Origin of the sequence: Flammeovirga agarivorans (genome assembly GCF_012641475.1) — a bacterium.
In the GTDB taxonomy this organism is placed as follows: Bacteria; Bacteroidota; Bacteroidia; order Cytophagales; family Flammeovirgaceae; genus Flammeovirga; species Flammeovirga agarivorans.
The window spans coordinates 775,775-797,022 of sequence record NZ_JABAIL010000002.1 but is presented as its reverse complement, the minus strand read 5'-3'; the positions used below and the strand labels follow the sequence as shown (position 1 = coordinate 797,022).

The following is a 21,248-nucleotide window of genomic DNA, read 5'->3' as shown; positions in this document are numbered from 1 at the left end:
TTCTTAATTGTTATACTTTTTGAACATTACAAATGTCCACACTTTGTATATGAAAATGAATTCCTAAACTGAATCAGTTATTACTTTTTGTTATAATGAAGCATGGCGTAATCCATAAAACGTTGCCCTAGGCCTATTGATCCCCCTTCCTTTATTACAAAATGTAAATCTCTATTGATTTCTAGGTGATCGATATCGATGATCTGAAGTTTATCTCTGTTGAGCTCATCCAAGATGGAATAGATAGACAGAATAGCATAATTAGGAGAGGCTGCGATATACCTTTTTATACTTTCTGTGGTATCTAAATACATAATGATATTTAGGTCATCTTCATTAATCCCTCGTTTCTCTAATTCATTCTCGATAATCTTTCTTGTACCAGACCCCTGTTCTCTCATCACAAGAGGCTTTTTGAGGAATTGAGGAATAGTGATATTATTATCCTTTGCATCATCAAATTTTGTTGAGGCTACTAATACCAATTCATCATTTAGAAAAGGAATGTATTTTAATCCACCTCTATGAGGATCTCCTTCAATCATTCCTATATCAATAATATCTTCTAACAGCCATTTTTCAATAGCTTCTGTATTTCCACTTTTTATTTCAATATTAACGTCCTTGATCTTTTGTTGGAAGTTGGCGATCACATCGGGGATGATATATTGAGCAATAGTTGTACTTGCTCCAATTCGGATTGTACCTCCTTGGTTATCTTTTATCGCATCAACATCAAATTTCAATTGTCTTTCAAGGCTAAAGATTTTCTCACAATAAGTTTTCAGCACTTCTCCAGCAGCAGTGAGATGAATAATCATCCCTTTTCTTTCTAATAAAGGAATACCGTATTCTTCTTCCAATGCTCTTACATGTTTTGTTACAGCAGGTTGAGAGATATGCAATGACTCTGCAGCTTTTGTAAAACTTTGTCTTTGTACCACTTCGTAAAAAACATGTAGTCTGAAATGTGATTTCATAAATTGATTATGATTTAAAAAATGTGTATTTTGTATTGATGAAGATAATAAACACTTTCTTTATTTGTTTTTTGTAGCCCAGTATATTTTCTATTCATTTTAACTTTAGTGACTTATATCAATTTTTGTAGATGACCAAAATGCCTGAAAACAATTTGATTAATCATTAATTTTAAATAAAAGTAAATAACACCACATAATTCACAGTCCAACAGATTATTTCTATGTCACTATCATTCACTAGCCCGAACAAAACTATCTTTATTTATGATAGCACTAAAACCTCTGAAGTTGCCTTATTGCAACATGTAAAAGACCAGACGTCAAAACTTACAGAAGTCCCTATTAATATTACTTCTGTAACACCTCAATTGCTCAATAGTATATTAACTAGAATGGAACCGGGTACTTCTAGTCTATTGATCAATAAGACCTCGCCATGGTACAGATGTTTTTGTGAAGATTTTAGCGAGATGAACGATTTCATCTTGAAAAAGACGTTTGTAAAATTTCCTTCATTGATTCAAACGCCAATCGTGATTCATCAGGATGAGGTATATGTAAATCCTTCAATGAAGCATATTTTTGATATTTATGAGGAAATCTACGTCTAAAATTGTATCTATGAGAAAATAATTTTTCTATGGAGATACCATTTCTATCGTTACATCACATTCATCAAAAAATTAGAACAGAAGCTTTGGCTGAATTCACTTCGGTATATGATTCTATGCATTATATACTTGGGGAGAAAGTCAAAGCTTTTGAGCATTTATATGCTTCGTTTTCTAATACAAAATATTGTGTTGGCGTAGGGAATGGCAACGATGCGATAAAGATTTCATTAATGGCATTGGAAGTAAAAGAAGAAGATGAGGTAATTATTCCTGCTTCAACTTTTTATGCTACATTACAAGCGATCTTAGAAATAAAAGCGAAGCCAATCCTAGTAGATGTAGATCCTTTTTCGGGGTTAATGGATTTAGAAAAGACAAAAGAGGCGATCACATCAAAAACGAAAGTGATTCTGCCGGTACATTTGTATGGGTATCCAGTAGATATGTCTACTTTGAGTGAGATAGCACAGCAAAACGATATTTATCTATTAGAAGATAACGCCCAAGCTCATGGAGCAAAATGGAACCATCATCCCACAGGCGGTATTGGAGATATTAATGCTACAAGCTTCTATCCAGGCAAAAACTTAGGTGCAATAGGAGATGGGGGAGCAATTACTACAAACAATAAAGATTTATACGAGCGTTGCCTTAAAATTCGAAACTATGGTTCTTCAGAGAAATATAGACATGAACTTTTAGGAGTGAATTCGAGATTAGATGAATTGCAAGCTGCTTTTTTAAGTGTGAAGTTGAAGTACATCACCGAATGGAACAAAGAAAGAAATAGTCTTGCACAATTATATCTAAAGTATTTAGAAGATATAGAGCAAATTGAAATTTTAAAACCAACCTCTAATAGCTATGCAGTATACCATCTCTTTACAATCCTGTGTGATGAACGAGATCGCTTACAAAACTATTTGAAGGAAAATGGAGTAGCTACCCAAATACATTACCCCATACCTATTCATTTACAAGAAGCTGCAAAAGATTTAGGGTACAAAAAAGGCGATTTCCCCATTTCAGAGAAAATCGCCCAGAAAACGTTAAGTCTTCCGATGTATATAAGTTTATCGAATATTCAGATTGAATATATTTGTTTGAAAATCAAGGAGTTTTTTATTTCTCAAAATCAATAGAGTGTCTTACTGCCAATCGTAAGATATTTGAATATCTTACAGACCCTTGTTGATGTTTAAAACTATCTTCTCGAATATATTGAGCCTCCAAAGATACTTTTTCACTAACCTGACGGTTGATCAACATGATAAAACGGTTTTTGTTAGTAAAGGGATCATTTGACTTATCTCTTAGAACAAAGAAGAGTTCAGTACCAATACCTGCCATCCATTTTTCTGCAAACTTTTTACGGAAAATGATAGAGTATCTAAGTCTATTGAGGTAATCTTTTTCATTTTGGCCTTCATAAAATATATCCATGATCTGTTGTTCCAGTCTGAATCTATATTTTACAAAGAAGGATTTATCTTTAGTAAGATTATGTTTACCAATAAAATCTTGCATTGGTCGGATTTCAGAAATGTTCTCACCTTCTGGATCAAAAACATAGAAATAACCTAGACCAGCACGAACAGAAAAGTTGTTATTGATCTTGTACGTTAAACCAGAACGAACCTGCAGCCTGTTGGCTGTTAGATCAAACATGTGTAAGTAGGCACCGTCAGTTGATAGGCTCCATTTGTCATTAAACTTAGCTTTGTTGAAATAGTGTAACCACAAACGAGGATCTCCCTGAGATTGAGCATGTACTAACTGATGCTGCCACACAAACAAAAAAGTCAGAAGTACAATCTTGATAAATTTCAAAATATTGATAGTTAAATGTTAATTTATTTAACTACAAATATATTGTACTCTTCTTTATAATCAGAAAGGTTTAACAATTAAGTGCTTTGATTAGAAGCATTTGCCAAAAGAAACACCTAAACTCCATGCATCATACACATTTCCTTTAATATCATATTGGAATGAAGGAGATAATGCCCAATGTCCAGGAAGTTCAAATTCTTTCTCAATAATGACTTTACCCACAAAGAAATTCTTATTTTTTTCTAGTTCGACACCTGGGCCAATACCGATATTCCAGCCTTCTAAAGGTGAATAGTAAAGTATTACAGCACCAACATAAGCAAATTCACGTTCTAGCTCTTCAGTTGCTCCTCCATGTTCACCATGGCTACCGCCTTCAGCAGGAATTTCGACCATATATTGTGCGATTTCAATATCGTTGACTACCCCAATTGAAAACTTTTTGGAAAGTTTATAAGTGTAGTCGATACCAAAAGTAGGTACTAAAAGAAGGTCATGTGAAGGAACAGCTTGGGGTACCATTGTATATCCCATATAGAAAGACACTTTATGTTTTTTATGTCCTTCATGCTCATTTTCATGTGATGCAAAATGATGCTCTGTTACTTGATGGTGTTCTTCAGATTTAGTATGATTTTCTTCAGTTTGTGCTTGTAAGTGATAGGACAATGTTGTGAGAATTGCCACTACTGATAGTATAATCTTATTCATATCAATTGCTCGGTTATTAATAGAACAAACTTAAAAGTTTGATTTTAAACTAAATATTATTTTAACCTAACAAAGTTCAATGATCATTAAAGAGTGTAAAGTAAAAAATAAAGCCCTTTTCTCAATTTTAGAGAAAAGGGCTTACTATTTATACTGAGGAATTAATCTCAGATAATTTTCTTGATTTCAATGATTAAACATTGACCTGCTTCTAATGTTGCAGACATCCAATTATCTACAAAACTGTATTCTTTTTGACCTAAAAAGTCCCAATAAGTACCATTATTAGTACCTGGAATATTTAGGTAGAAGTCTTGAGAATTGTTCCAGTCTGTATTAGCGATAACCAATATAGAATGATCAGGATGCCAAGGGTCGAAACGTTCAAAAGCGATAACACTTTCGTATTCTGTATCTGGATAATGAATAGTCATTGAGCTATCATTACCTCTCAAATGTTCATTATTTAACATCCATCCAAAGTGATTATAGATGTTATTAATGTACTTGATATACCCAATTAAGTTGTGATCATTATTCCAACGAAGTCCAGACTTGAAGAATAATGGTAACCTTTGTTGGCTATAATAATCAGTTTCAGATTGTAAGAAATTAAGACCAGTATTTACAGGCCATTCTTCTAACAATTCAAAACCTTGATGTATAAATGGAATTGAGTTCGGTAAGAACTTATTCAATACATAGGAAACTTTACAGTGAGGTTCTCCACCTCTCATCATTGCTCTTGGCGTATTGTGAGTTTCAGGAGTACCATAATATGGTAAAGCAAGGTATTCATTAGAATCTTGTACAATTCTTTGAAGACCATCTCTTTTCTCTCTAGCTGTTACTCTCCATTCATGACCTAATACTGCATTGAAACCTTTGTCTCTACTTTGTTGAGTAACATCAAAGTTTTCTTCACAGAAAGCAAAATCAGGATCGTTATTACGTGCCTTGTTGATGATTTCTTCCATCAATTGTTGAGGAAGTGCATGTCCCATATCAATCATTACACCGTCGATACCAAATTTTTGGTAATGAGGAATAACACCATTAATCTTATCCCAAAGTGGTCTATTGATATGTGGTGGTTGTGCCAACTCCGGATTATAATATCTAATCGTATCATAAGCGATGTAATTATAATCATTTGGAGTATGGTCGTAAGGGAAGTTGTACATTCTAAGGTACGTAACATCCGACCAAGCTGGCTGAATATCATCTGGCGGCCAGTCCGCAAAAGCACCAGGAATAATTAATTCACCTTCGTCTGTATAAGCAACGAATTTTCCATCCTCTACCTTAATTTGTTCAGGTGTAGGTGGTTTTTTGAATAGTGAACGGTATTCTTGACTTGGTGCGAAGTGGAAGCCTCCACCATCAGGAATTTTTTTGATTTCTGCTAACTCATGAGCAGGGAACTCTGGAGAATGGTATTCATGAGCTCTTTTTCTATCGATCCAGTAGAACCACTCAGGGTTAGAAGTTACCCAGTCTCCACCAAGAGAAGAAGTACGCAATACAAATTCCATAATTACTCTCATTCCCATCATATGGGCAGCTTCAACAAATGCCTCGAACTGTTCTTCAACAGTAAAAGGAACTAGTGGATCTGCCAAATTCGGGTCGATTTGATACTGGTCTTTAATTGCATAAGGAGAACCTAGGTCGCCACGGTTACCATCTTCACCAATACTAGTGATAGGTAACATATAAACTGTATTACAACCTAAATCTCTGATATATTTTAGCATAGCGATACATTTTAAAAGCGTACCGGTTTCACGGAAGCCATTATCGCTACTGGTAATGTCCATTCTATGTCCAGACCCAACATGACCATCATTATCATGATCATATGCAGCCGTTAGACGAGGGAATAAATTGTAGAAACTTGAGAAATATGTCCAATCTCCACCATTGCCATGTACATCATTTCTAAGCTTCGACAAAGAATGATTATAGTTGACATTTTTATCAGTTGGTGCTGTAATTTCTTTGATTGCGTTCTTAAAGAACGTCATTGGGTTGGTTTTAACAGGATGAGAAGGCCCCTGTTCTTGTCCGAGCCAAAGTGAAGGCACATAGTATTCTCTAGTTTCTTTTGCCTCATTTGCCTCTAAGTACTCAAGAATTTTGAGCAATTTAGATTCTTTTTTCATACTTACTTGTTCAAAAGAATTGAAGGTAAATCTTAGTAATTTTAATTACGTTGTAGTCTAATTTACAATCTTTTTATTGATAAGCTGAAGATAAAAATCATAGTTTTTGTTAACATTTGATTGCAACCCGTTTCGATACAGCTTTTTATTATAAAATTTATGTAAAAGATATTTAATAGCCGTTTTTTGGTCTACTTTCCTAGCATTAGTGAAGGTAGAACTACTTATGTGAAACTTTTTATTTAAACTTTATTAAAAAGGTCCTAAATATCTAGAGATTACCTTAAATGATTGATAACTTTGTGAGTTTGAATGTGAAAATAGATTTTACATCAGAATAACTATCAATAATTGAAGAACAATTGAATTCACAGTCGAGATCTATATGGGGGGTTATCGCTCTTACCACATTTAGTTTTCTGATCATAGGTTACAAAGTATACGAAAACGGTGGAAGTCAATCTAAGAAGCTTGCTTTTGAAGTTACAAAAGAAAGAGCTGTTAGATATGGTGAGACGATTGAATCCAGACTACAAACCCTTCTTTCCGAAATGCGATTGATAGGTAATACCATGCGACTTATCGGTGCCAATAAACAGGAAACTGATAATGTAATGACTGGTTTGCTTAACAATACTGTGGTTCATTATTCTAACATTGAGTACTTATGGATGGTCTTAATGGACAGTTCAGATAGTAACCAATTAGTGTACAATCCAATTTTCTATGATCAAGAAACCGAAAAATTGGATGGTAAGATTCATCATGAAATCCATCAAGGAGAGTTGGATTGGGATAATTTCTTCCTAAAAAAGAGGATTCTAGCTTCAAAAGAGTCTTTTGTTACCTTACCCAAACACATCAAGAAAAGTACAGAGAAAAATGCCTTCGCTGTCCATGTTGTTTTACCTTTTTTCAATGAAAACGAAACTTTTATTGGGGCAGTAGGAACGGCTATTCGATTATCATTTTTCCAAAACTTCATCCATGAAAGTGATCATATTGATCATCGTTATGTGTGTATTGCGGCACCCAATGGTCAGATTGTTGGTTCCGTTAATCCTGATGATATCGGAAAAAATGACGGTATACCAGCGTATTTGTTCGCATCCTTAAGAAATGATCAGAAAGTATCTAGGATCGTTGAAAATGCAGAAACAGAAGAAAGCTATTATGAAATGTTGTTCCCTATTAAAATACAAGGAATGACAGAACCATGGGTAATTACCACAAGAGTTCCGCTTAAATCTGTATTGAAAAGCTCTATACAATCCAGAAACTTTACAATGGCTTTAGTTTTCTTATTATGGATTGTCATTACTTCTTCACTGACATTTATGGTGAGTAAATGGAAGAATGAGCTAAAACAAAGAAAAATTGTAGCAGAAGAGTACAAGAAAACAAACGAACTATTACGTAATATTCTTGATAACTCGGACCATATTATGATGTATACTCTTGATCGAGATAAACGATTGTTGAGCTGTAACAATAAGTTTATGAAAATTACAGAGATGCTAACAGGTAAACGCTTGGAAAAAGGAGATTACCTTTTGGACATTTATAATGAGATCAAGGAAAACAATAAACACATTTTACAAGGGGAGTATTTCGATCGATGTATTAAAGGAGAAGACCTTGTAGTTGTAGATAAATTTAAAGGGTATTATTTCGAACAGTTCTTTAACCCTTTTAGAAATACCCAAGGGAACATTATTGGTGTAACAAGTTTCTTAGTAGATGTAACAGAGTTGAAAGATGCACAAAAGCAGTTAGAAGTGCATAAAAATCACTTAGAGTTATTGGTTGAGAAACGTACCAAGCACATCGAAAGACAAAATGATGCCCTAAGAACACAGTCTGATAAGTTAAGAATTGCCCATGATGAAATCAGGGTACAAAACGAAGAAATCCAGACGAAAAATGTGGCATTGCAAGACTCGTTAAAACAGACGGAGAAAACACTATTGCAATTAAAAGAAATGCAGGATCAATTGGTAAGTTCAGAGAAGCTTGCTTCAATTGGTCAATTAACAGCGGGTATTGCTCATGAAATTAATAATCCAATTAATTTTGTGGCAAACAACGTACTTCCGTTAAAAGATGATATTGAAGACTTGACCATTGCTTTCAATTTGTTGAAGAAACATGTGGAATCTGAAGTAGTTCAAGGGATAGAAGACGAGTTCGAAGTTTCTTTTGTCATTGATGAGATTAAAGACTTGCTTAATGGCATTGAAGAAGGTGCGAAAAGAACGACTCAAATTGTCATGGATCTGAAAACATTTGCAAGAATGGATTCAGCTTTATTCAAAGAAGCAAACCTTGAAGAAGGTATCGATACCTCATTGACTCTACTAAATAACAAACTGAAAAATAGAGTCGAAGTTCATAAAGATTATGGTAATATTCCATTGGTTTCTTGCAATGAAAGTAAGGTAAACCAAGTGTTTATGAATATCCTAAATAACGCAGAACAAGCCATTACCGATGAGGGTAACCTTTACATCAAAACTTGGAATGATGATGAGTTTGTATATGTACAAATTCAAGATGACGGTAAAGGAATGGATAAAGAAACGGTAAGTAAAATATTTGACCCTTTCTTTACCACTAAACCTGTCGGATTAGGTACTGGCCTTGGGATGTCAATCTCATTTGGTATTATTCAAGACCATCATGGAGACATAAAAGTAGACTCAGCAATAGGTAAAGGAACAACATTTACAATTAAGCTACCTATAAAAGGTATTTCAAATACTGACGCTTAATCTTAGAATGTTGATAACTTTTTGAAAACGATGAATGGAAATCAAAAAGTTATCAACATTTTTTCTTTTCTGTGAGATATTATTGTGAGTATGTGAATAAGTTTAAAGTAAGAACATTTCATGAATCGATTTTTACAACAAATAATAAATATTTTTCTCTTTGCTTTAAGTATTTCCTTTACTTATTCACAGTCCTTGGATTTTATCTACTATCCTGTTGATGCAGGATTGATTTCGGGGCAATTAAAATCGATTACACATACTTCAGACGGTATTATTTGGGGAGCAACAGATAATGGAATTTTAAGGTTCGATGGTAAAAAAGTAGACCTTATTAACCATACTCTTCCCAGTCATTATATCAAATCATTTACTCACCTAAAGGATGGAAGAGTGCTTATCGTTCATGATTTAGGTATTGGTATTCTTTCTTCAAATTATGATGAGTATTCTATTGAATCATTTATTGATGGATCTACAAATAGAAGTGACCAAACGAAAATACATTATCCCAAAAGTATTTATGTTCAAAATGATTCTACCTTTTGGATAGGTGAGGATTCTTCGATTGTCTATTATCAATTGGGACAGCCTATCAAGCGATATACACTTCATTTTAAATCGCAATCACCACATTATGTAAGAACGGTACTCTTTGAGATTGATGGCTTCAATAATCCATGGGTTTTTAGTTATAACGTTGGTATTTTCAAGTACGACAATCAAAAAGATATTTTTACCAAAGTGTCTCTTCCTCAAAAACTATCTAATATTTCATGGGTTGAAAAAGTGAGTTTTAAAACCTTTTGGGTAGGAGGTGAAGAAGGAGTCTTTGAAATGGAAGTAGATAGACAAGGAAATATCGTTAATTGGACTCAGGTAACTACCATTGAAGGAGTGTCATCTGGAAAGAAGATTGGAGATCATCAAATGATTATTGGTACTTGGTCTGATGGAGCTTATTTCATTGATTTTTCTAACTCAACACGCATCCAACATCCTATCGATTTACAAGGAGTGAAAGATATTCTTTCATTGGATTATCAAAAAGAACTTGGTTGGTGGATTGGTGGTACAGAAAGTATCGGATTGTTAAAGAAAGTACCTTTCCAATGGGTTGACTTAGTATCTAATCATGTATTGATTGAGGCGGCAAAAGAGACCCGAAAAGGGAATGTGATAATTTCTGAGGGTGATAGTCTTCGTCAGTTGGAGTGGTTAGAAAATCGATGGAAACAAACGTTCGTCTATCATTTTAAAGAAAGGGTACGAAGCTTCATTGAATACAACGGAAAGGTCTACATAGGAACTTATGAAGGACAGTTGTACTCTACATCCTATAATCAAAACTCATTTACAAAAGTAGAAGGCATTAAGATGAAAGGAGCAGTAGTTTCTTTCTTTATTGATGAAGAAAATCACTTGTGGTGTTCAGGGGAGTATCAGAATGGTGTTTTTAAGGTTGATCAAAATGATAATGCTCAACATATCCAAGGTGACGCACTTAATGGAGTCCAAGTAATTAAAGGAATTAATAATGGTACTTTCTATTTAGGGGGAGATAAAAGACACTGCTTGTTACAGAAATACAATTATACCAACCAGAAATTTGAAAAGGTCAATGTAGTTTTCCCAAGGGAAGTGGAGGAGAATATTGTCGTTTGGGACTTGTTGATTAAGAAGGATGTTATTTATTTGGCAACATCAGATGGTTGCTTTTATTTTTCTTCAAAATCTACACAAGAAAAAATTTTACTCAGCGAGCTTTTACCTGTTGGGCTTGATGCAAATACATCATTTAAAGCAATAGAAATGACGGATGATGGAGCACTTTGGTTGGCATCATTTAAAGGGTTGTATCGAGTGAAAAATGATGAAGCTCAATTATTTGATAAGACCAATGGTTTACCTTCGAATGCAATAAAAATCCAAGGATTATCAAAGGACTCAGATGGTAGGTTATGGATAGCTACTGAAAAAGGGTTAGTGGTAGCCACAGAAAGTAGGGACCTAGATAAAAAGACGAAAGCACCTGAAATATCAATGGTTATATTGAATGCTGATGGTTCTGAAACGTTAGTGAGTGATTTTACTGAAAAAATACCATATCAGAGTGATGTGGAATTAAAGTTTAATACTCAAAAGTTTCCCACATCAAATATCTCTTATCAATACCGAATGCTTTCTTCAGATACAGTGTGGGTGAATTTAGATAAAGTAGATCAATTGAGTTTTCTGAACTTGATGAATGGAAGCTATACGCTAGAAGTTAGAGCTACTTTAAAAGGATATCAATCCAGCGATATTTCAACCATGAAATTTGAGGTAAAAACACCTTTTTATAAAGCACCTGCATTTTATGTTATTCTAGTCTTATTATTGGCAGTACTGATCTTTTTTATTTTTAGACAACACAATAAGAACCTAATTGAAAAGGGTAAAAGGCTAGAACATCTTGTAGAGATTAGAGCAAAGGAAATTACTTCTCAGAAAACTAAGATAATGGAGCAGCAACAAGAGATCTATCAAAAGAAACAGAAGATCATTGAAGCTGAAAAATCAATTGCTGAAGCTGATTTAAAAAATGCACAATTGAGAGAAGAGAAACTACAGGAAATGTTGGAGCAAAAGAACAAACATCTAACTGTGGTAACGCTTAATATTGTGGAGAAAAATAACTTCATGCATACTTTAAAAAAGCAACTGAAAGATATAGAAGGGCAATACCCAGATGTGGCAAGTCCTATGAAGCACCTTTACAGAACTATAGAAAAGAGCGATAAAACAGATAAAGATTGGGAAGAATTTCAACACTATTTTGAGGGAGTACATCAGAACTTTAATCAACATCTTAAAGAAAAGCATCCGTCGTTAACTGCTCATGACTTAAGACATTGTGCTTTGATCCGATTAAACTTAAGTTTAATTGAATGTGCGAATCTTTTAGGAATCTCTCAAGACAGTATTAAGACCTCAAGATACCGATTGAAAAAGAAGTTGGCGTTAAGTGCAGAAGAGAATTTGCAGGATTATATTCTTGCTTTTAAATAATTCTGAAAAGCAGCTTTAAGATCATCTTAGGAACAAGTCTAAACGTAAGGAACACTTTTTCTTTTTGAGTTAAAGTGATGTATTGAATAAGTTTTTTAAAGTTGATGGAAGAAAGACAAACTTCACTCATTTGACAGATCGTTTGATACTCTTCAATAGAAAACTTCTTTCTATTTTTTTCAAGTTTATGTTGAGTACCATAAGCAATCATCAAACTACTTTTATCATTGATACTTTTGATACGTTCTGGTAATTCTACTTCTTTGATAAATCGGTCAAGTTCTATTTGTAACGTTAATAAATCTGTGATATTTCCGTTAATGATACTAGTTATTGATGAAGGATGTTGTCTGTAAAAATATGTCCCTTTATTGATACCAATTCTATTGGAATAATACAGTAATAGCCTCGCTTCAAACTCGTCAGCATGTATTCCAACAATCTGATTTTTTATCCTTTTTAAAAGCTCAGTTTTATAGATTCCAAAACTTGAAAGTTTCCAATTATCTAAGCTAAGAGATAATGCTTCTAGGTTTCCAAATATGGGAGTTGATGTATTTGTTACAAGATCAATATCACCTGTTGGGTAATGGTAAGTAAGTTGATATAAAGAGCAGTCTAAATTCTTAGTGAGTATATCATTCATCCCCAATGCTAAAGCATCTTCAGAGATAAAATCGTCACTATCAATCGAGGTGAAATAAGATGTGTTTACTTTAGATTGGGCATAACTTTTAGTAGCAATATTACCAGAATGTTCTTTTTGATATGCTCTTATTCTTTCGTCTTTTTGAGCAAACTCTTTAATAATATTCCAGCTATTATCTGATGAAGCATCATCCACAATAATCAATTCGAAGTCTTTATAGGTTTGGTTGAGCAAACTATAAAAGTATTGATGTAAAAACCTTTCAGAATTGTATACTGCAGTAATAACACTAAGCATCGGTTGCATCTAAGTATTGTTTGATGGTTTGTTTACGCTGAATTTTTAGGGTATTGGTTTTAACAAAACTACCTACTGATACCACTTTCTTTGGTAATTCATATCGACCTAACTCATTCTTTAATTTCAGTAATAACTGATGTTCATCTTCTGCAGATAAAGAAACTCCTTCAATAAATAGAGTGACTTCTTCCCCAAGTAGATCATTCGGAACACCTCCAACAAATAGGTTGATATTATGATATCCTAGATCAAAAAGGTGGTGTAAAGTAGCTTTTTCTACTTTTTCTGCCTGAACTTTTACACCTCCACTGTTGATGATATTATCAGCTCTACCAATCCATTGAAATGATGTTGAAGAAATAATCTTGACAATATCATTGGTTTGAATTTTCTTATTGTCAGTCATTGGTGCTGTAATATTTAAACAATTACGATGATCAACGCCAATTAGAACATTATTTAAGGTATGATACAGTTGGTCAGAAGTAGCTGAAACTTCTCTCAGTGCAATATGAGAAACCGTTTCTGTCATACCATATGTCATATATACTTTAGTATTTACCATCTGAAGTATGATTTCATCTTCTTGACTTTCTGCCATTGGAGCACCACCAATAATCAACTTCTTAGTATTTAGAAAACGATCTTTGGAGCCCACATCTTCTAAGCTAAGTTGTACTTGAATAGGAGCCATCGCTGTAAAATCAAAATCAACAGGAAATTGATGTTCTTTAAAAGGAGTTGAAGTAGGAGGTACGATCCAAGTATCTAATTTTAATTCTAACATACGGACCAACATCATTTTACCTGCAATATAATCAGTATTCATACAGATTAGAGCCGTATCGTTTCTCTGAAGTTTTAGTATAGCACCAGTTGCTTTGGCACTTTCATACATCTGTTGGCGTTTAACTGTAATAGTCTTAGGAGTACCGGTAGACCCAGAAGATTGCATGCTGAATGCTTCTTTACCATTGAGCCACTCAAAGCAAAAAATGAGAACATTATCAATGAATTCATCCCCTTCAAGTGAGAAGTTTCCATTTTTTAAATCATTGATAGTGAATTCTTTATTGAGTATGTGTAAAAGCATGTTATCTACTAAAATTTGTTTTCTCTATCGAATAAGTTGTCATTATAGGAATGATAATTGATCTTTGTCTTCTTAGAATAATCATAATTGCCTTATGGACACCATTAGAATCAACAAATATACCTTACTTATTTGTCTAATTACAATTTTTAAATTAACTGCAATTGCTCAGTCGAATCAAAAAACTTTGATTAAAACGTATTACGACGATTGGGCAGGGATTGTAGCCGAAGAATTTTATGTGATTGATGGAGACTCGAATCGCATAGATGGAGAGTATAAGCGATATTTCCCAGGTAGTGATAACCTAATTGTAAAATCGACTTATAAAGATGGTGTTTTGAACGGTCCATTCTTCGAATATTTCGAAAATGGGAGAGTGCATTTTAAAGCCAATTATAAAAACGGTTTAAAACAAGGAGGGTACACTTCATACTATGTAGAAGGTATGAAAAAGACAGAGGCTCAGTTTAAGGCGGATAAAATGGTAGGAACAATGAAGAAGTATTTTCCTACAGGTGTCGTTCAGATTGAACATAATATCAAAGCGAATATTTGGAAAGAGTTTTATCCTTCGGGCAAAATTATGTCTACTTCCGAGATGGAAGGTGAACTAAGAAACGGTTCAACTACTGTATACGATGAAGAAGGTAACATCAAACAAAAAGGCAATTATGTAGAGGGCAAAATTGATGGTATCTATTATACATATTTTCCAAAGTCTGAATCATTACAGAAAGAAAGTGCCTTCGTTTTGGGGGAACTTCAGGGGGAATCCAAAGAATATTATATTTCTGGACAGGTGAAACTTCTAATACCTTTTGATCATAATCTTGAACACGGTTTAAGAATAGAATATTATGAATCGGGGCAGGAAATGTCTGAAAACAAAATGGTCGAAGGGAAAAGTACTGGTAATTACAAAAACTACTATGAAAATGGTCAGTTAAAATCAGAGATGATTACAGCTTTAGGAAAAGAACAGAAAGGTGTTTTTAGAGAATATGCTGAAGATGGTACTTTATTGAAAGAGGGACATATGCAACAAGGAAAAATGCATGGTGTTACCAAAGTTTTTTATGCTACAGGTAATTTAAAACAAGAGTTTAATTATCAGAAAGGTATCAAGAAAGGTAACCAACAACTGTTTTATGAAGATGGTAAAAGTCTGAAACAATTAGAAATTTATGCTAAAAATGCTACTGAGGTAGCTTATAAAGCATATTTTGAAAATGGAAAAATTTCAGAAGAAGGACAGTACACCAAGAAACAAAAAAGTGGTCCTTGGAAAACATATTACAATGATGGTCAGTTAAAAATGACAAAGACTTTTGTAAATGGCTTTGAGGAAGGTGATGCGATGATTTATAATCATAAAGGCGCACTATTAACCAAAGAAAAATACCGTAAAGGTAGATTAGTGGGTATTCGTATCGAATATTTTGATGATGGGAAAACTGTATTAATGGAAACGCCTTACGATAAAGGATATATTTACGGAGTAGTAAAGAAGTACTATCGAAATGGGCAAATCAGAGAAATCGGGAAAAAATACAAAGAAAAGAAACTCGATACTTGGAAATATTTCGACGAAAATGGACTTCTGGAGAAAGAAGAAATTTATAATAAAGGTACTTTGCTAGAAGTGAAATACCCTAATGAGTAAAAAACATGAGAGTTGATAAATACTTGTGGTGTGTTCGAATTTTTAAAACTAGAACAATAGCTACAGATGCTTGTAAAAAGGAAGAAGTGATATTAAATGGAAGTATTCCCAAACCTTCTCAGAAAATAAGTGTTGGTGATATCGTTGAGGTGAAAAAAGCTCCTATTTGGCGTAAATTTAAGGTTTTACAAGTCATTGATAAAAGAGTTGGAGCCAGTTTGGTTGCGGAGAATGTAGAAGAAATTACTTCTAAGGAAGAACTCGATAAGTTGAAGGAGTATATCGATGAAAAGAGATTCTACCTCAATAAATAAGACAAATTATTAAATACAAAAAGGCAGTTTTTTACACTGCCTTTTTGTATTTATTTACATTTATTAATATATTCAAATTATAAATTACGATACCTACTGATGTAAACTTACAACCTAAAGAAATCATGGAATATTTACATATTATGTTGCTACTCATGTACTTCGCTATCGGTCTTGCTATTTGGTCTTTTTATCATACTTATCTTGAAAGAAAAGATTTTGACGATTCCTCATTTAATAGCAATGACGATGATGATAATAATGGCGGATGGCCAGTTTCACCTAATGAGCCAGATCTAGATTTACCTCCAGGTATATTTATCTTACCTCCAGGTGCTCCAGATCCAAGTAAGCGAGAAGTAGTGATCTAATTCTTTCGCAAATTTTTTCTGATATTCTTCGCCTGTAAGCTTAAGCCTTCCTTATTAGGAACAATACGCAATAACTTCTCGATAGTCATTAATGTATGTAGGTCCAATTTTAATTCTCTATAAATCGTACATAACCCAGATAGGGCACCGAAGTGTCTAGGCTCCAGAGATAATACTTTCTTAAGATCATCAATTGCTTTCTTAAATTCCCCTCTCATATAATAACAGATTGCTCGTTTATTATAGATTTCTGCATGATTCTTCGAAAAGATTAATGCATGAGAAAAAGTAGCAATGGCGTCTTTATATCTTTCTTTAGAAATTTGTTCTAAACCTAATGCGATAACATCGTTAATAAATGGATCATCGGTTTTCTGCCAAATCTCTAAGATTGAGTTTTCAATATCTGATATTTTATTTTTATCTGTAGCAAGTTTCAATTTCGAGAACAGTACGTCTACTTCCGTTGTATATTCTTTCATGATCGTTGATGCTTAATATTAAGTAAATTTCCTTTACTTTTATACTTTGAATCGTGTTTTATACGATGTGCCTGTCACATTATTAAATACACTTCCTAAAGTAAAAAGTTTCTAACAATTAAATTCATTAGGGAAAAACTTAACATATCTTCAAAGTTCATGAGAATAGTACAAACTTTTAGCCTTGTTTTTGCATTTTTCTTAGTCATACAAAAATCAGCTAACGCCCAAATTTCAGTTGCAAGAACCCAAGAAATCATTGATACGTTAGCTAGTGACCATCTCAAAGGAAGATATGCTGGTACTGAAGGGGAATATATTACTACGGAATACATCAAAGATCAGTTCGAAAAAGTCGGATTGAAACCTGCAGGTGAAAACGGAACATATTTCCAAACCATCACAAAATACTATAAGTCAGTTCAGGTCGAAGAACTGTTTCTTAATAAAATCTTGATCTCAAAAAGTGATTATTTTATAGACACGAATGAAAAGTTAGTCATCCTAAAGAAAGCCAAAGGCGTTAAGGTGGTTGACTTGCCTGAAGATCAGTCATTCTTAACTTTTAGAGACGAGTTGATTAAATCTAATGAGCTTACTCTAGTTTGGGTAAAAGGCGATCAGCACATTCAGGCCATGAGAAACTCAAAAGATAAAAACACAACAGGAAGATACACAGATAAACTGGAAGCTGACCATACTATTATCTGGGTGAAAGAAAACGAAAAGGTTAAAGAGAAATTCAAGAAAATGCTTTTGCATTACTCACAAAACGTTGAAGAAGTGAAGATGCGTAATGTAATGGCTAAAATTGAAGGAGGAGCTAAACCTAATGAAGTAGTCATGATTTCTGCACATCATGATCATATCGGTATTTTAAAACCTATTCAAGGGGATTCTATTGCCAATGGAGCCGACGATAACGCCTCTGGTGTATCTGCAGTGATTCAGTTGGCTGAACATTATGCTAGAAGAAAGATGAAATACCCTAGAACCATATTGTTTACAACATTCACAGCAGAAGAAATGGGCTTGGTAGGATCATCTTACATGGCTGACCATATGTCTGAAGAAGAGCTTAAGAGTATTGTAGCAATGGTAAATATTGAAATGATTGGTAAAACATCAGCTAACGGTAAACGTAAAGCATATATCACAGGCTATGATAAAACCAATTTAGGTAAAATCATGGCTCAAACGGTACTGAAGAATAAAATGAACTTTAAGTTCTTCCCAGATCCATACGATGAGCTTCATTTATTTATGCGTTCGGATAATGCTCCGTTTGCAGCAAAAGGAGTTCCTGCTCAAACCGTTTCTTCAACAGATATAGACTTTGATACCTATTATCATACGGTAAACGATGAAATTAAAACATTAAACTACCAAAATATCGTAGATGTGATCCAAGGGATCGCTATTGGTATTGAGCCTGTTATTAAGGGAAGAAGTACACCGACTAGAGTGAAACAAAAGTAGATAACACTTCCAAAAATATAGGATTACGGACATTTTCTATTTGACATTATCTTTTTAAAATTGATGTTAATTAACGAGAAGATGTCCGTAAATTTTTACCTTTGTATTTTTAGATTTTAGAAGTAAAAAACCTAATTGTTTTAGAACAATGAGAAAATTCGGTCTCCTTATATGTGTGATGATAAGTTACCTGAGTGTGAGTGCTCAAGTAAATCGAGTTGGCGTAAACAGTGAGTGGAGTACTGATATTAATAAAGCAAACTTCAAACTTTGGGAATATGAGTCTTTAGTCCCCAAAGATGCTTTTAAGGCCATAGATTATCCTCGTTTTTATAACGAAGAAAGAGCACAGGAAAAATACAACCCTAATGAAAATGTTGTGGTTGTTAGTAAAGGACGTGAACACAAGGCATATCCAATGGAAATATTGATGTTCCATCAGGTGATTAATGATAGAATTGGTGGAATGCCTATTGCTATCACATATTGTCCTTTGTCGGATGCTGTAAAAGTCTTTGAAAGAAGATTTGAGCATAAAGGTGTTCAAAGAGAGTTAGAGTTTAGTCCATCGGGAATGATAAGAATGAGTAACATTATTCTTTATGACAGACAGACGGAATCTTGGTGGCAACAATACAATGGCAAAAGTGATACAGGCTTTTTCAGAAATAAAGTTCTTACAGAAAGAATGGCAGTGCGTATGACCATGCAACAGTTTTATGATAACTGTAAATACGGATTGGTCTTACGAGACGATGAAAAAGATGCATTATTACCATATGGTGTTAATCCTTATTACAAGTACGATAATGTATTGGTAGAAAAGCCTTTGTACCTGAATCATATGCCAAGTGAGCGTTTGATGCCTATGGAGCGTATTCTAACAGTAAACCTTAGAGGCAAACATATGGTTTACCCTATGGAAGAGGTAAAGAAGCATAAGGTGATTAACGATACACCATTAGATATGTATGTAGCTATTTTCTACATGGAAGGTAGTACTTCTATGTTGGGAGATAGAGATATAAAGTCAGCAAAAGATATTGGGTCTGCTGTGGCTTATTCAGCTTTTTACGATGGACAATGGCTAACTTTTTCAAAAGAAGGAGATCTTTTTGTAGACGATAGAACGAGTTCAAAATGGAATTTTATGGGAAAATGTGTGGAAGGAAGTTACGAAGGAGGACAACTTGAAACCATATTATCTACCGAAAGTTTTGCATTTCCGGAATTAGAGTTTTATACTAATAGCCTTATTTACAGTATCAATTGGTAATCAAATTAAATAAAAAGAACAACTGACGATTCTAAGTATTAAATTTACAAACTAGAAAACACTTCTTTTTTAAACGGTATGAAAGATTTCAAAGCAATTAGATTATCTTATAAAAATACACCTTTGGAAGTAAGAGGTAAATTATCACTGTCTCAGGATGATTGTGAAACTTTATTGTCTAATTTTCAAAAAGACTCTCGTATTAATGAGCTTTTATTTGTTTCGACATGTAATAGAACGGAAGCTTATTATATCGCAGAAGAGGATTTATCAGATGACTTAATTTCACAAATCAGTACACTCAAAGAAGTTGATACTCAAGAATCCAATCAATATTTTGAATCATTATGTCAACCTAAGGATGTTCAAAACCATCTTTTTAGAGTGGCAATGGGATTAGAGTCTCAAGTTGTTGGAGATATTCAAATTTCCAATCAAGTAAAAAGAGCGTATCAATGGACTGCCGATTACAATATGGCAGGACCATACCTTCACCGTTTGATGCATACCATTTTTAACGCCAATAAAAGAGTTCAGATAGAAACTGAATTTAGAGATGGTGCTGCTTCTGTGTCTTATGCCGCAGTAGAAATGATTGATGAAATCACTACTGATATCAACGATCCAAAAATCTTAGTGGTTGGATTGGGTGAGATTGGAACTGATGCCGTTAGAAATCTTCAAAATACGGAGATTTCTGATGTAACTATCATGAACCGTACTTTCTCAGTAGCTGAAGAATTGGCAACAGAAACGGGTTATAAGACCAGACCTTTTGAAGAACTTTGGACAGCTGCAAAAGAAGCGGATGTGATTATCTCTTCTTTACCAATTGCCGATTACTTCCATAAAGAGAATGTTGCTGATTTAGATATTTTGGCGTTCAAGTGTTTCTTGGACTTGTCGGTACCTAGATCGGTTGCTGTAGATGTAGAGACAATCCCTGGAGTATTGGTATATACTGTAGACGATATCAATGCTAGAGCAACTAAAGCATTAGAAAGAAGATTAAATTCGATTCCTCAAGTAGAAACGATTATTGAAGCCTCTCTAACGGAGTTCAATAAGCGTACACAGGAAATGGAGTTTTCTCCAATTATTAAAGGGTTGAAAAACACACTTGAAGAAATAAGAGAAAAGGAAATTGAAAAGTACTCTTCAGATCTTTCTAACAAAGAGAAGAAGCAAGTGGATAAAATCACAAAGAACTTACTAAATAAAATCATGAAGGTTCCTGTTCTTCAGTTGAAAGCGACAGCTTCAGCCAATAAAAAAGAAGGACAAAAAATGGGTAAAATAATTACTGACCTTTTTGATCTAAATATCAATAGTTAATTGATAAAAAATAAATGAAAAGGCCTCTAATTCAGGAAACTGAGTTAGAGGCCTTTTTTATTGAAAATTTCATTGAAACGTCTCAAATCATGTCAAAATCAATGATTTAGCGATAATTAGAACCATTTTCAACCCTGTGAGAACGAAAAATACAC

17 protein-coding genes are annotated in these 21,248 nt (G+C 33.8%); 10 read left to right on the top strand and 7 right to left on the bottom strand.

Annotated features, from left to right (window positions below):
* Positions 1 to 80: 80 nt before the first annotated feature.
* On the bottom strand, positions 81 to 980 hold the full coding sequence (locus tag HGP29_RS07980; protein WP_168881841.1) for a LysR family transcriptional regulator: 900 nt from the start codon (positions 978 to 980) through the stop codon (positions 81 to 83).
* Positions 981 to 1,204: 224 nt separating this feature from the next.
* On the opposite strand from HGP29_RS07980, the gene HGP29_RS07975 reads away from it, so the two are divergent.
* Both HGP29_RS07975 and HGP29_RS07970 read left to right on the top strand, forming a co-directional pair.
* Positions 1,205 to 1,594 carry an arsenate reductase family protein gene (locus HGP29_RS07975; protein ID WP_168881840.1) on the top strand — a complete coding sequence of 130 codons (390 nt, stop codon included), beginning with the start codon at positions 1,205 to 1,207 and terminating at the stop codon, positions 1,592 to 1,594.
* 29 nt (positions 1,595 to 1,623) lie between these two features.
* Positions 1,624 to 2,739: a DegT/DnrJ/EryC1/StrS family aminotransferase gene (locus HGP29_RS07970; RefSeq protein ID WP_168881839.1), complete on the top strand. Its 1,116-nt coding sequence runs from the start codon at positions 1,624 to 1,626 to the stop codon at positions 2,737 to 2,739.
* Here HGP29_RS07970 and HGP29_RS07965 read toward each other — a convergent pair.
* From HGP29_RS07965 to HGP29_RS07955, 3 genes are all read right to left on the bottom strand, one after another.
* Complete coding sequence (locus HGP29_RS07965) at positions 2,720 to 3,427, bottom strand: DUF2490 domain-containing protein (RefSeq protein ID WP_168881838.1); 708 nt, start codon at positions 3,425 to 3,427, stop codon at positions 2,720 to 2,722. The genes HGP29_RS07970 and HGP29_RS07965 overlap by 20 nt on opposite strands.
* Positions 3,428 to 3,517: 90 nt before the next feature.
* On the bottom strand, positions 3,518 to 4,141 hold the full coding sequence (locus HGP29_RS07960) for a hypothetical protein (protein WP_168881837.1): 624 nt from the start codon (positions 4,139 to 4,141) through the stop codon (positions 3,518 to 3,520).
* A 167-nt stretch (positions 4,142 to 4,308) separates the two neighbouring features.
* Positions 4,309 to 6,306: an alpha-amylase family glycosyl hydrolase gene (locus HGP29_RS07955; protein ID WP_168881836.1), complete on the bottom strand. Its 1,998-nt coding sequence runs from the start codon at positions 6,304 to 6,306 to the stop codon at positions 4,309 to 4,311.
* 362 nt (positions 6,307 to 6,668) lie between these two features.
* Between HGP29_RS07955 and HGP29_RS07950 the strand changes: the two genes are divergently transcribed.
* A complete protein-coding gene (locus HGP29_RS07950; protein WP_168881835.1) occupies positions 6,669 to 9,077 on the top strand; it encodes an ATP-binding protein in 2,409 nt (802 codons plus the stop codon).
* A 120-nt stretch (positions 9,078 to 9,197) separates the two neighbouring features.
* The gene (locus HGP29_RS07945; RefSeq protein ID WP_168881834.1) at positions 9,198 to 12,128 is read left to right on the top strand and encodes a ligand-binding sensor domain-containing protein; all 2,931 of its coding nucleotides are present in this window, start codon (positions 9,198 to 9,200) and stop codon (positions 12,126 to 12,128) included.
* Here HGP29_RS07945 and HGP29_RS07940 read toward each other — a convergent pair.
* Positions 12,121 to 13,083 (bottom strand): glycosyltransferase family 2 protein, encoded by a 963-nt coding sequence (locus HGP29_RS07940; RefSeq protein ID WP_168881833.1) that lies wholly within the window; start codon positions 13,081 to 13,083, stop codon positions 12,121 to 12,123. The two genes, HGP29_RS07945 and HGP29_RS07940, sit on opposite strands and share 8 nt — an antisense overlap.
* Complete coding sequence (locus HGP29_RS07935) at positions 13,067 to 14,170, bottom strand: AMP-binding protein (protein ID WP_168881832.1); 1,104 nt, start codon at positions 14,168 to 14,170, stop codon at positions 13,067 to 13,069. The genes HGP29_RS07940 and HGP29_RS07935 overlap by 17 nt, the downstream gene beginning before the upstream one ends.
* Positions 14,171 to 14,264: 94 nt before the next feature.
* Here HGP29_RS07935 and HGP29_RS07930 point away from each other — a divergent pair, with 94 nt between their 5' ends.
* The 3 genes from HGP29_RS07930 (at position 14,265) to HGP29_RS07920 (ending at position 16,521) form a co-directional block, all read left to right on the top strand.
* The gene (locus HGP29_RS07930; RefSeq protein WP_168881831.1) at positions 14,265 to 15,836 is read left to right on the top strand and encodes a toxin-antitoxin system YwqK family antitoxin; all 1,572 of its coding nucleotides are present in this window, start codon (positions 14,265 to 14,267) and stop codon (positions 15,834 to 15,836) included.
* Between the two features lie 5 nt (positions 15,837 to 15,841).
* Positions 15,842 to 16,150, top strand: coding sequence for an RNA-binding S4 domain-containing protein (locus tag HGP29_RS07925; protein ID WP_168881830.1), 309 nt, complete (start codon positions 15,842 to 15,844; stop codon positions 16,148 to 16,150).
* 125 nt (positions 16,151 to 16,275) lie between these two features.
* Positions 16,276 to 16,521: a hypothetical protein gene (locus HGP29_RS07920; protein ID WP_168881829.1), complete on the top strand. Its 246-nt coding sequence runs from the start codon at positions 16,276 to 16,278 to the stop codon at positions 16,519 to 16,521.
* Here the strand turns inward: HGP29_RS07920 and HGP29_RS07915 are convergent.
* Entirely contained in the window at positions 16,518 to 17,003 is a 486-nt protein-coding gene (locus tag HGP29_RS07915; protein ID WP_168881828.1) for a tetratricopeptide repeat protein, read from the bottom strand. The genes HGP29_RS07920 and HGP29_RS07915 overlap by 4 nt on opposite strands.
* A 159-nt stretch (positions 17,004 to 17,162) precedes the next feature.
* Between HGP29_RS07915 and HGP29_RS07910 the strand changes: the two genes are divergently transcribed.
* The 3 genes from HGP29_RS07910 (at position 17,163) to hemA (ending at position 21,093) form a co-directional block, all read left to right on the top strand.
* On the top strand, positions 17,163 to 18,482 hold the full coding sequence (locus HGP29_RS07910) for a M28 family metallopeptidase (protein ID WP_168881827.1): 1,320 nt from the start codon (positions 17,163 to 17,165) through the stop codon (positions 18,480 to 18,482).
* Positions 18,483 to 18,630: 148 nt separating this feature from the next.
* A complete protein-coding gene (locus tag HGP29_RS07905) occupies positions 18,631 to 19,758 on the top strand; it encodes a DUF3179 domain-containing (seleno)protein (protein WP_168881826.1) in 1,128 nt (375 codons plus the stop codon).
* Between the two features lie 78 nt (positions 19,759 to 19,836).
* The gene (gene hemA / locus HGP29_RS07900; RefSeq protein ID WP_168881825.1) at positions 19,837 to 21,093 is read left to right on the top strand and encodes a glutamyl-tRNA reductase; all 1,257 of its coding nucleotides are present in this window, start codon (positions 19,837 to 19,839) and stop codon (positions 21,091 to 21,093) included.
* Positions 21,094 to 21,248: the final 155 nt, after the last annotated feature.

What these genes read in the sequence shown, in the direction of transcription:
- HGP29_RS07980 (WP_168881841.1), bottom strand. Translation starts at nt 980, where the DNA reads ATGAAATCACATTTCAGACTACATGTTTTTTACGAAGTGGTACAAAGA.
- HGP29_RS07975 (WP_168881840.1), top strand. Translation starts at nt 1,205, where the DNA reads ATGTCACTATCATTCACTAGCCCGAACAAAACTATCTTTATTTATGAT.
- HGP29_RS07970 (WP_168881839.1), top strand. Translation starts at nt 1,624, where the DNA reads ATGGAGATACCATTTCTATCGTTACATCACATTCATCAAAAAATTAGA.
- HGP29_RS07960 (WP_168881837.1), bottom strand. Translation starts at nt 4,141, where the DNA reads ATGAATAAGATTATACTATCAGTAGTGGCAATTCTCACAACATTGTCC.
- HGP29_RS07955 (WP_168881836.1), bottom strand. Translation starts at nt 6,306, where the DNA reads ATGAAAAAAGAATCTAAATTGCTCAAAATTCTTGAGTACTTAGAGGCA.
- HGP29_RS07945 (WP_168881834.1), top strand. Translation starts at nt 9,198, where the DNA reads ATGAATCGATTTTTACAACAAATAATAAATATTTTTCTCTTTGCTTTA.
- HGP29_RS07940 (WP_168881833.1), bottom strand. Translation starts at nt 13,083, where the DNA reads ATGCAACCGATGCTTAGTGTTATTACTGCAGTATACAATTCTGAAAGG.
- HGP29_RS07935 (WP_168881832.1), bottom strand. Translation starts at nt 14,170, where the DNA reads ATGCTTTTACACATACTCAATAAAGAATTCACTATCAATGATTTAAAA.
- HGP29_RS07930 (WP_168881831.1), top strand. Translation starts at nt 14,265, where the DNA reads ATGGACACCATTAGAATCAACAAATATACCTTACTTATTTGTCTAATT.
- HGP29_RS07925 (WP_168881830.1), top strand. Translation starts at nt 15,842, where the DNA reads ATGAGAGTTGATAAATACTTGTGGTGTGTTCGAATTTTTAAAACTAGA.
- HGP29_RS07920 (WP_168881829.1), top strand. Translation starts at nt 16,276, where the DNA reads ATGGAATATTTACATATTATGTTGCTACTCATGTACTTCGCTATCGGT.
- HGP29_RS07915 (WP_168881828.1), bottom strand. Translation starts at nt 17,003, where the DNA reads ATGAAAGAATATACAACGGAAGTAGACGTACTGTTCTCGAAATTGAAA.
- HGP29_RS07910 (WP_168881827.1), top strand. Translation starts at nt 17,163, where the DNA reads ATGAGAATAGTACAAACTTTTAGCCTTGTTTTTGCATTTTTCTTAGTC.
- HGP29_RS07905 (WP_168881826.1), top strand. Translation starts at nt 18,631, where the DNA reads ATGAGAAAATTCGGTCTCCTTATATGTGTGATGATAAGTTACCTGAGT.
- hemA (WP_168881825.1), top strand. Translation starts at nt 19,837, where the DNA reads ATGAAAGATTTCAAAGCAATTAGATTATCTTATAAAAATACACCTTTG.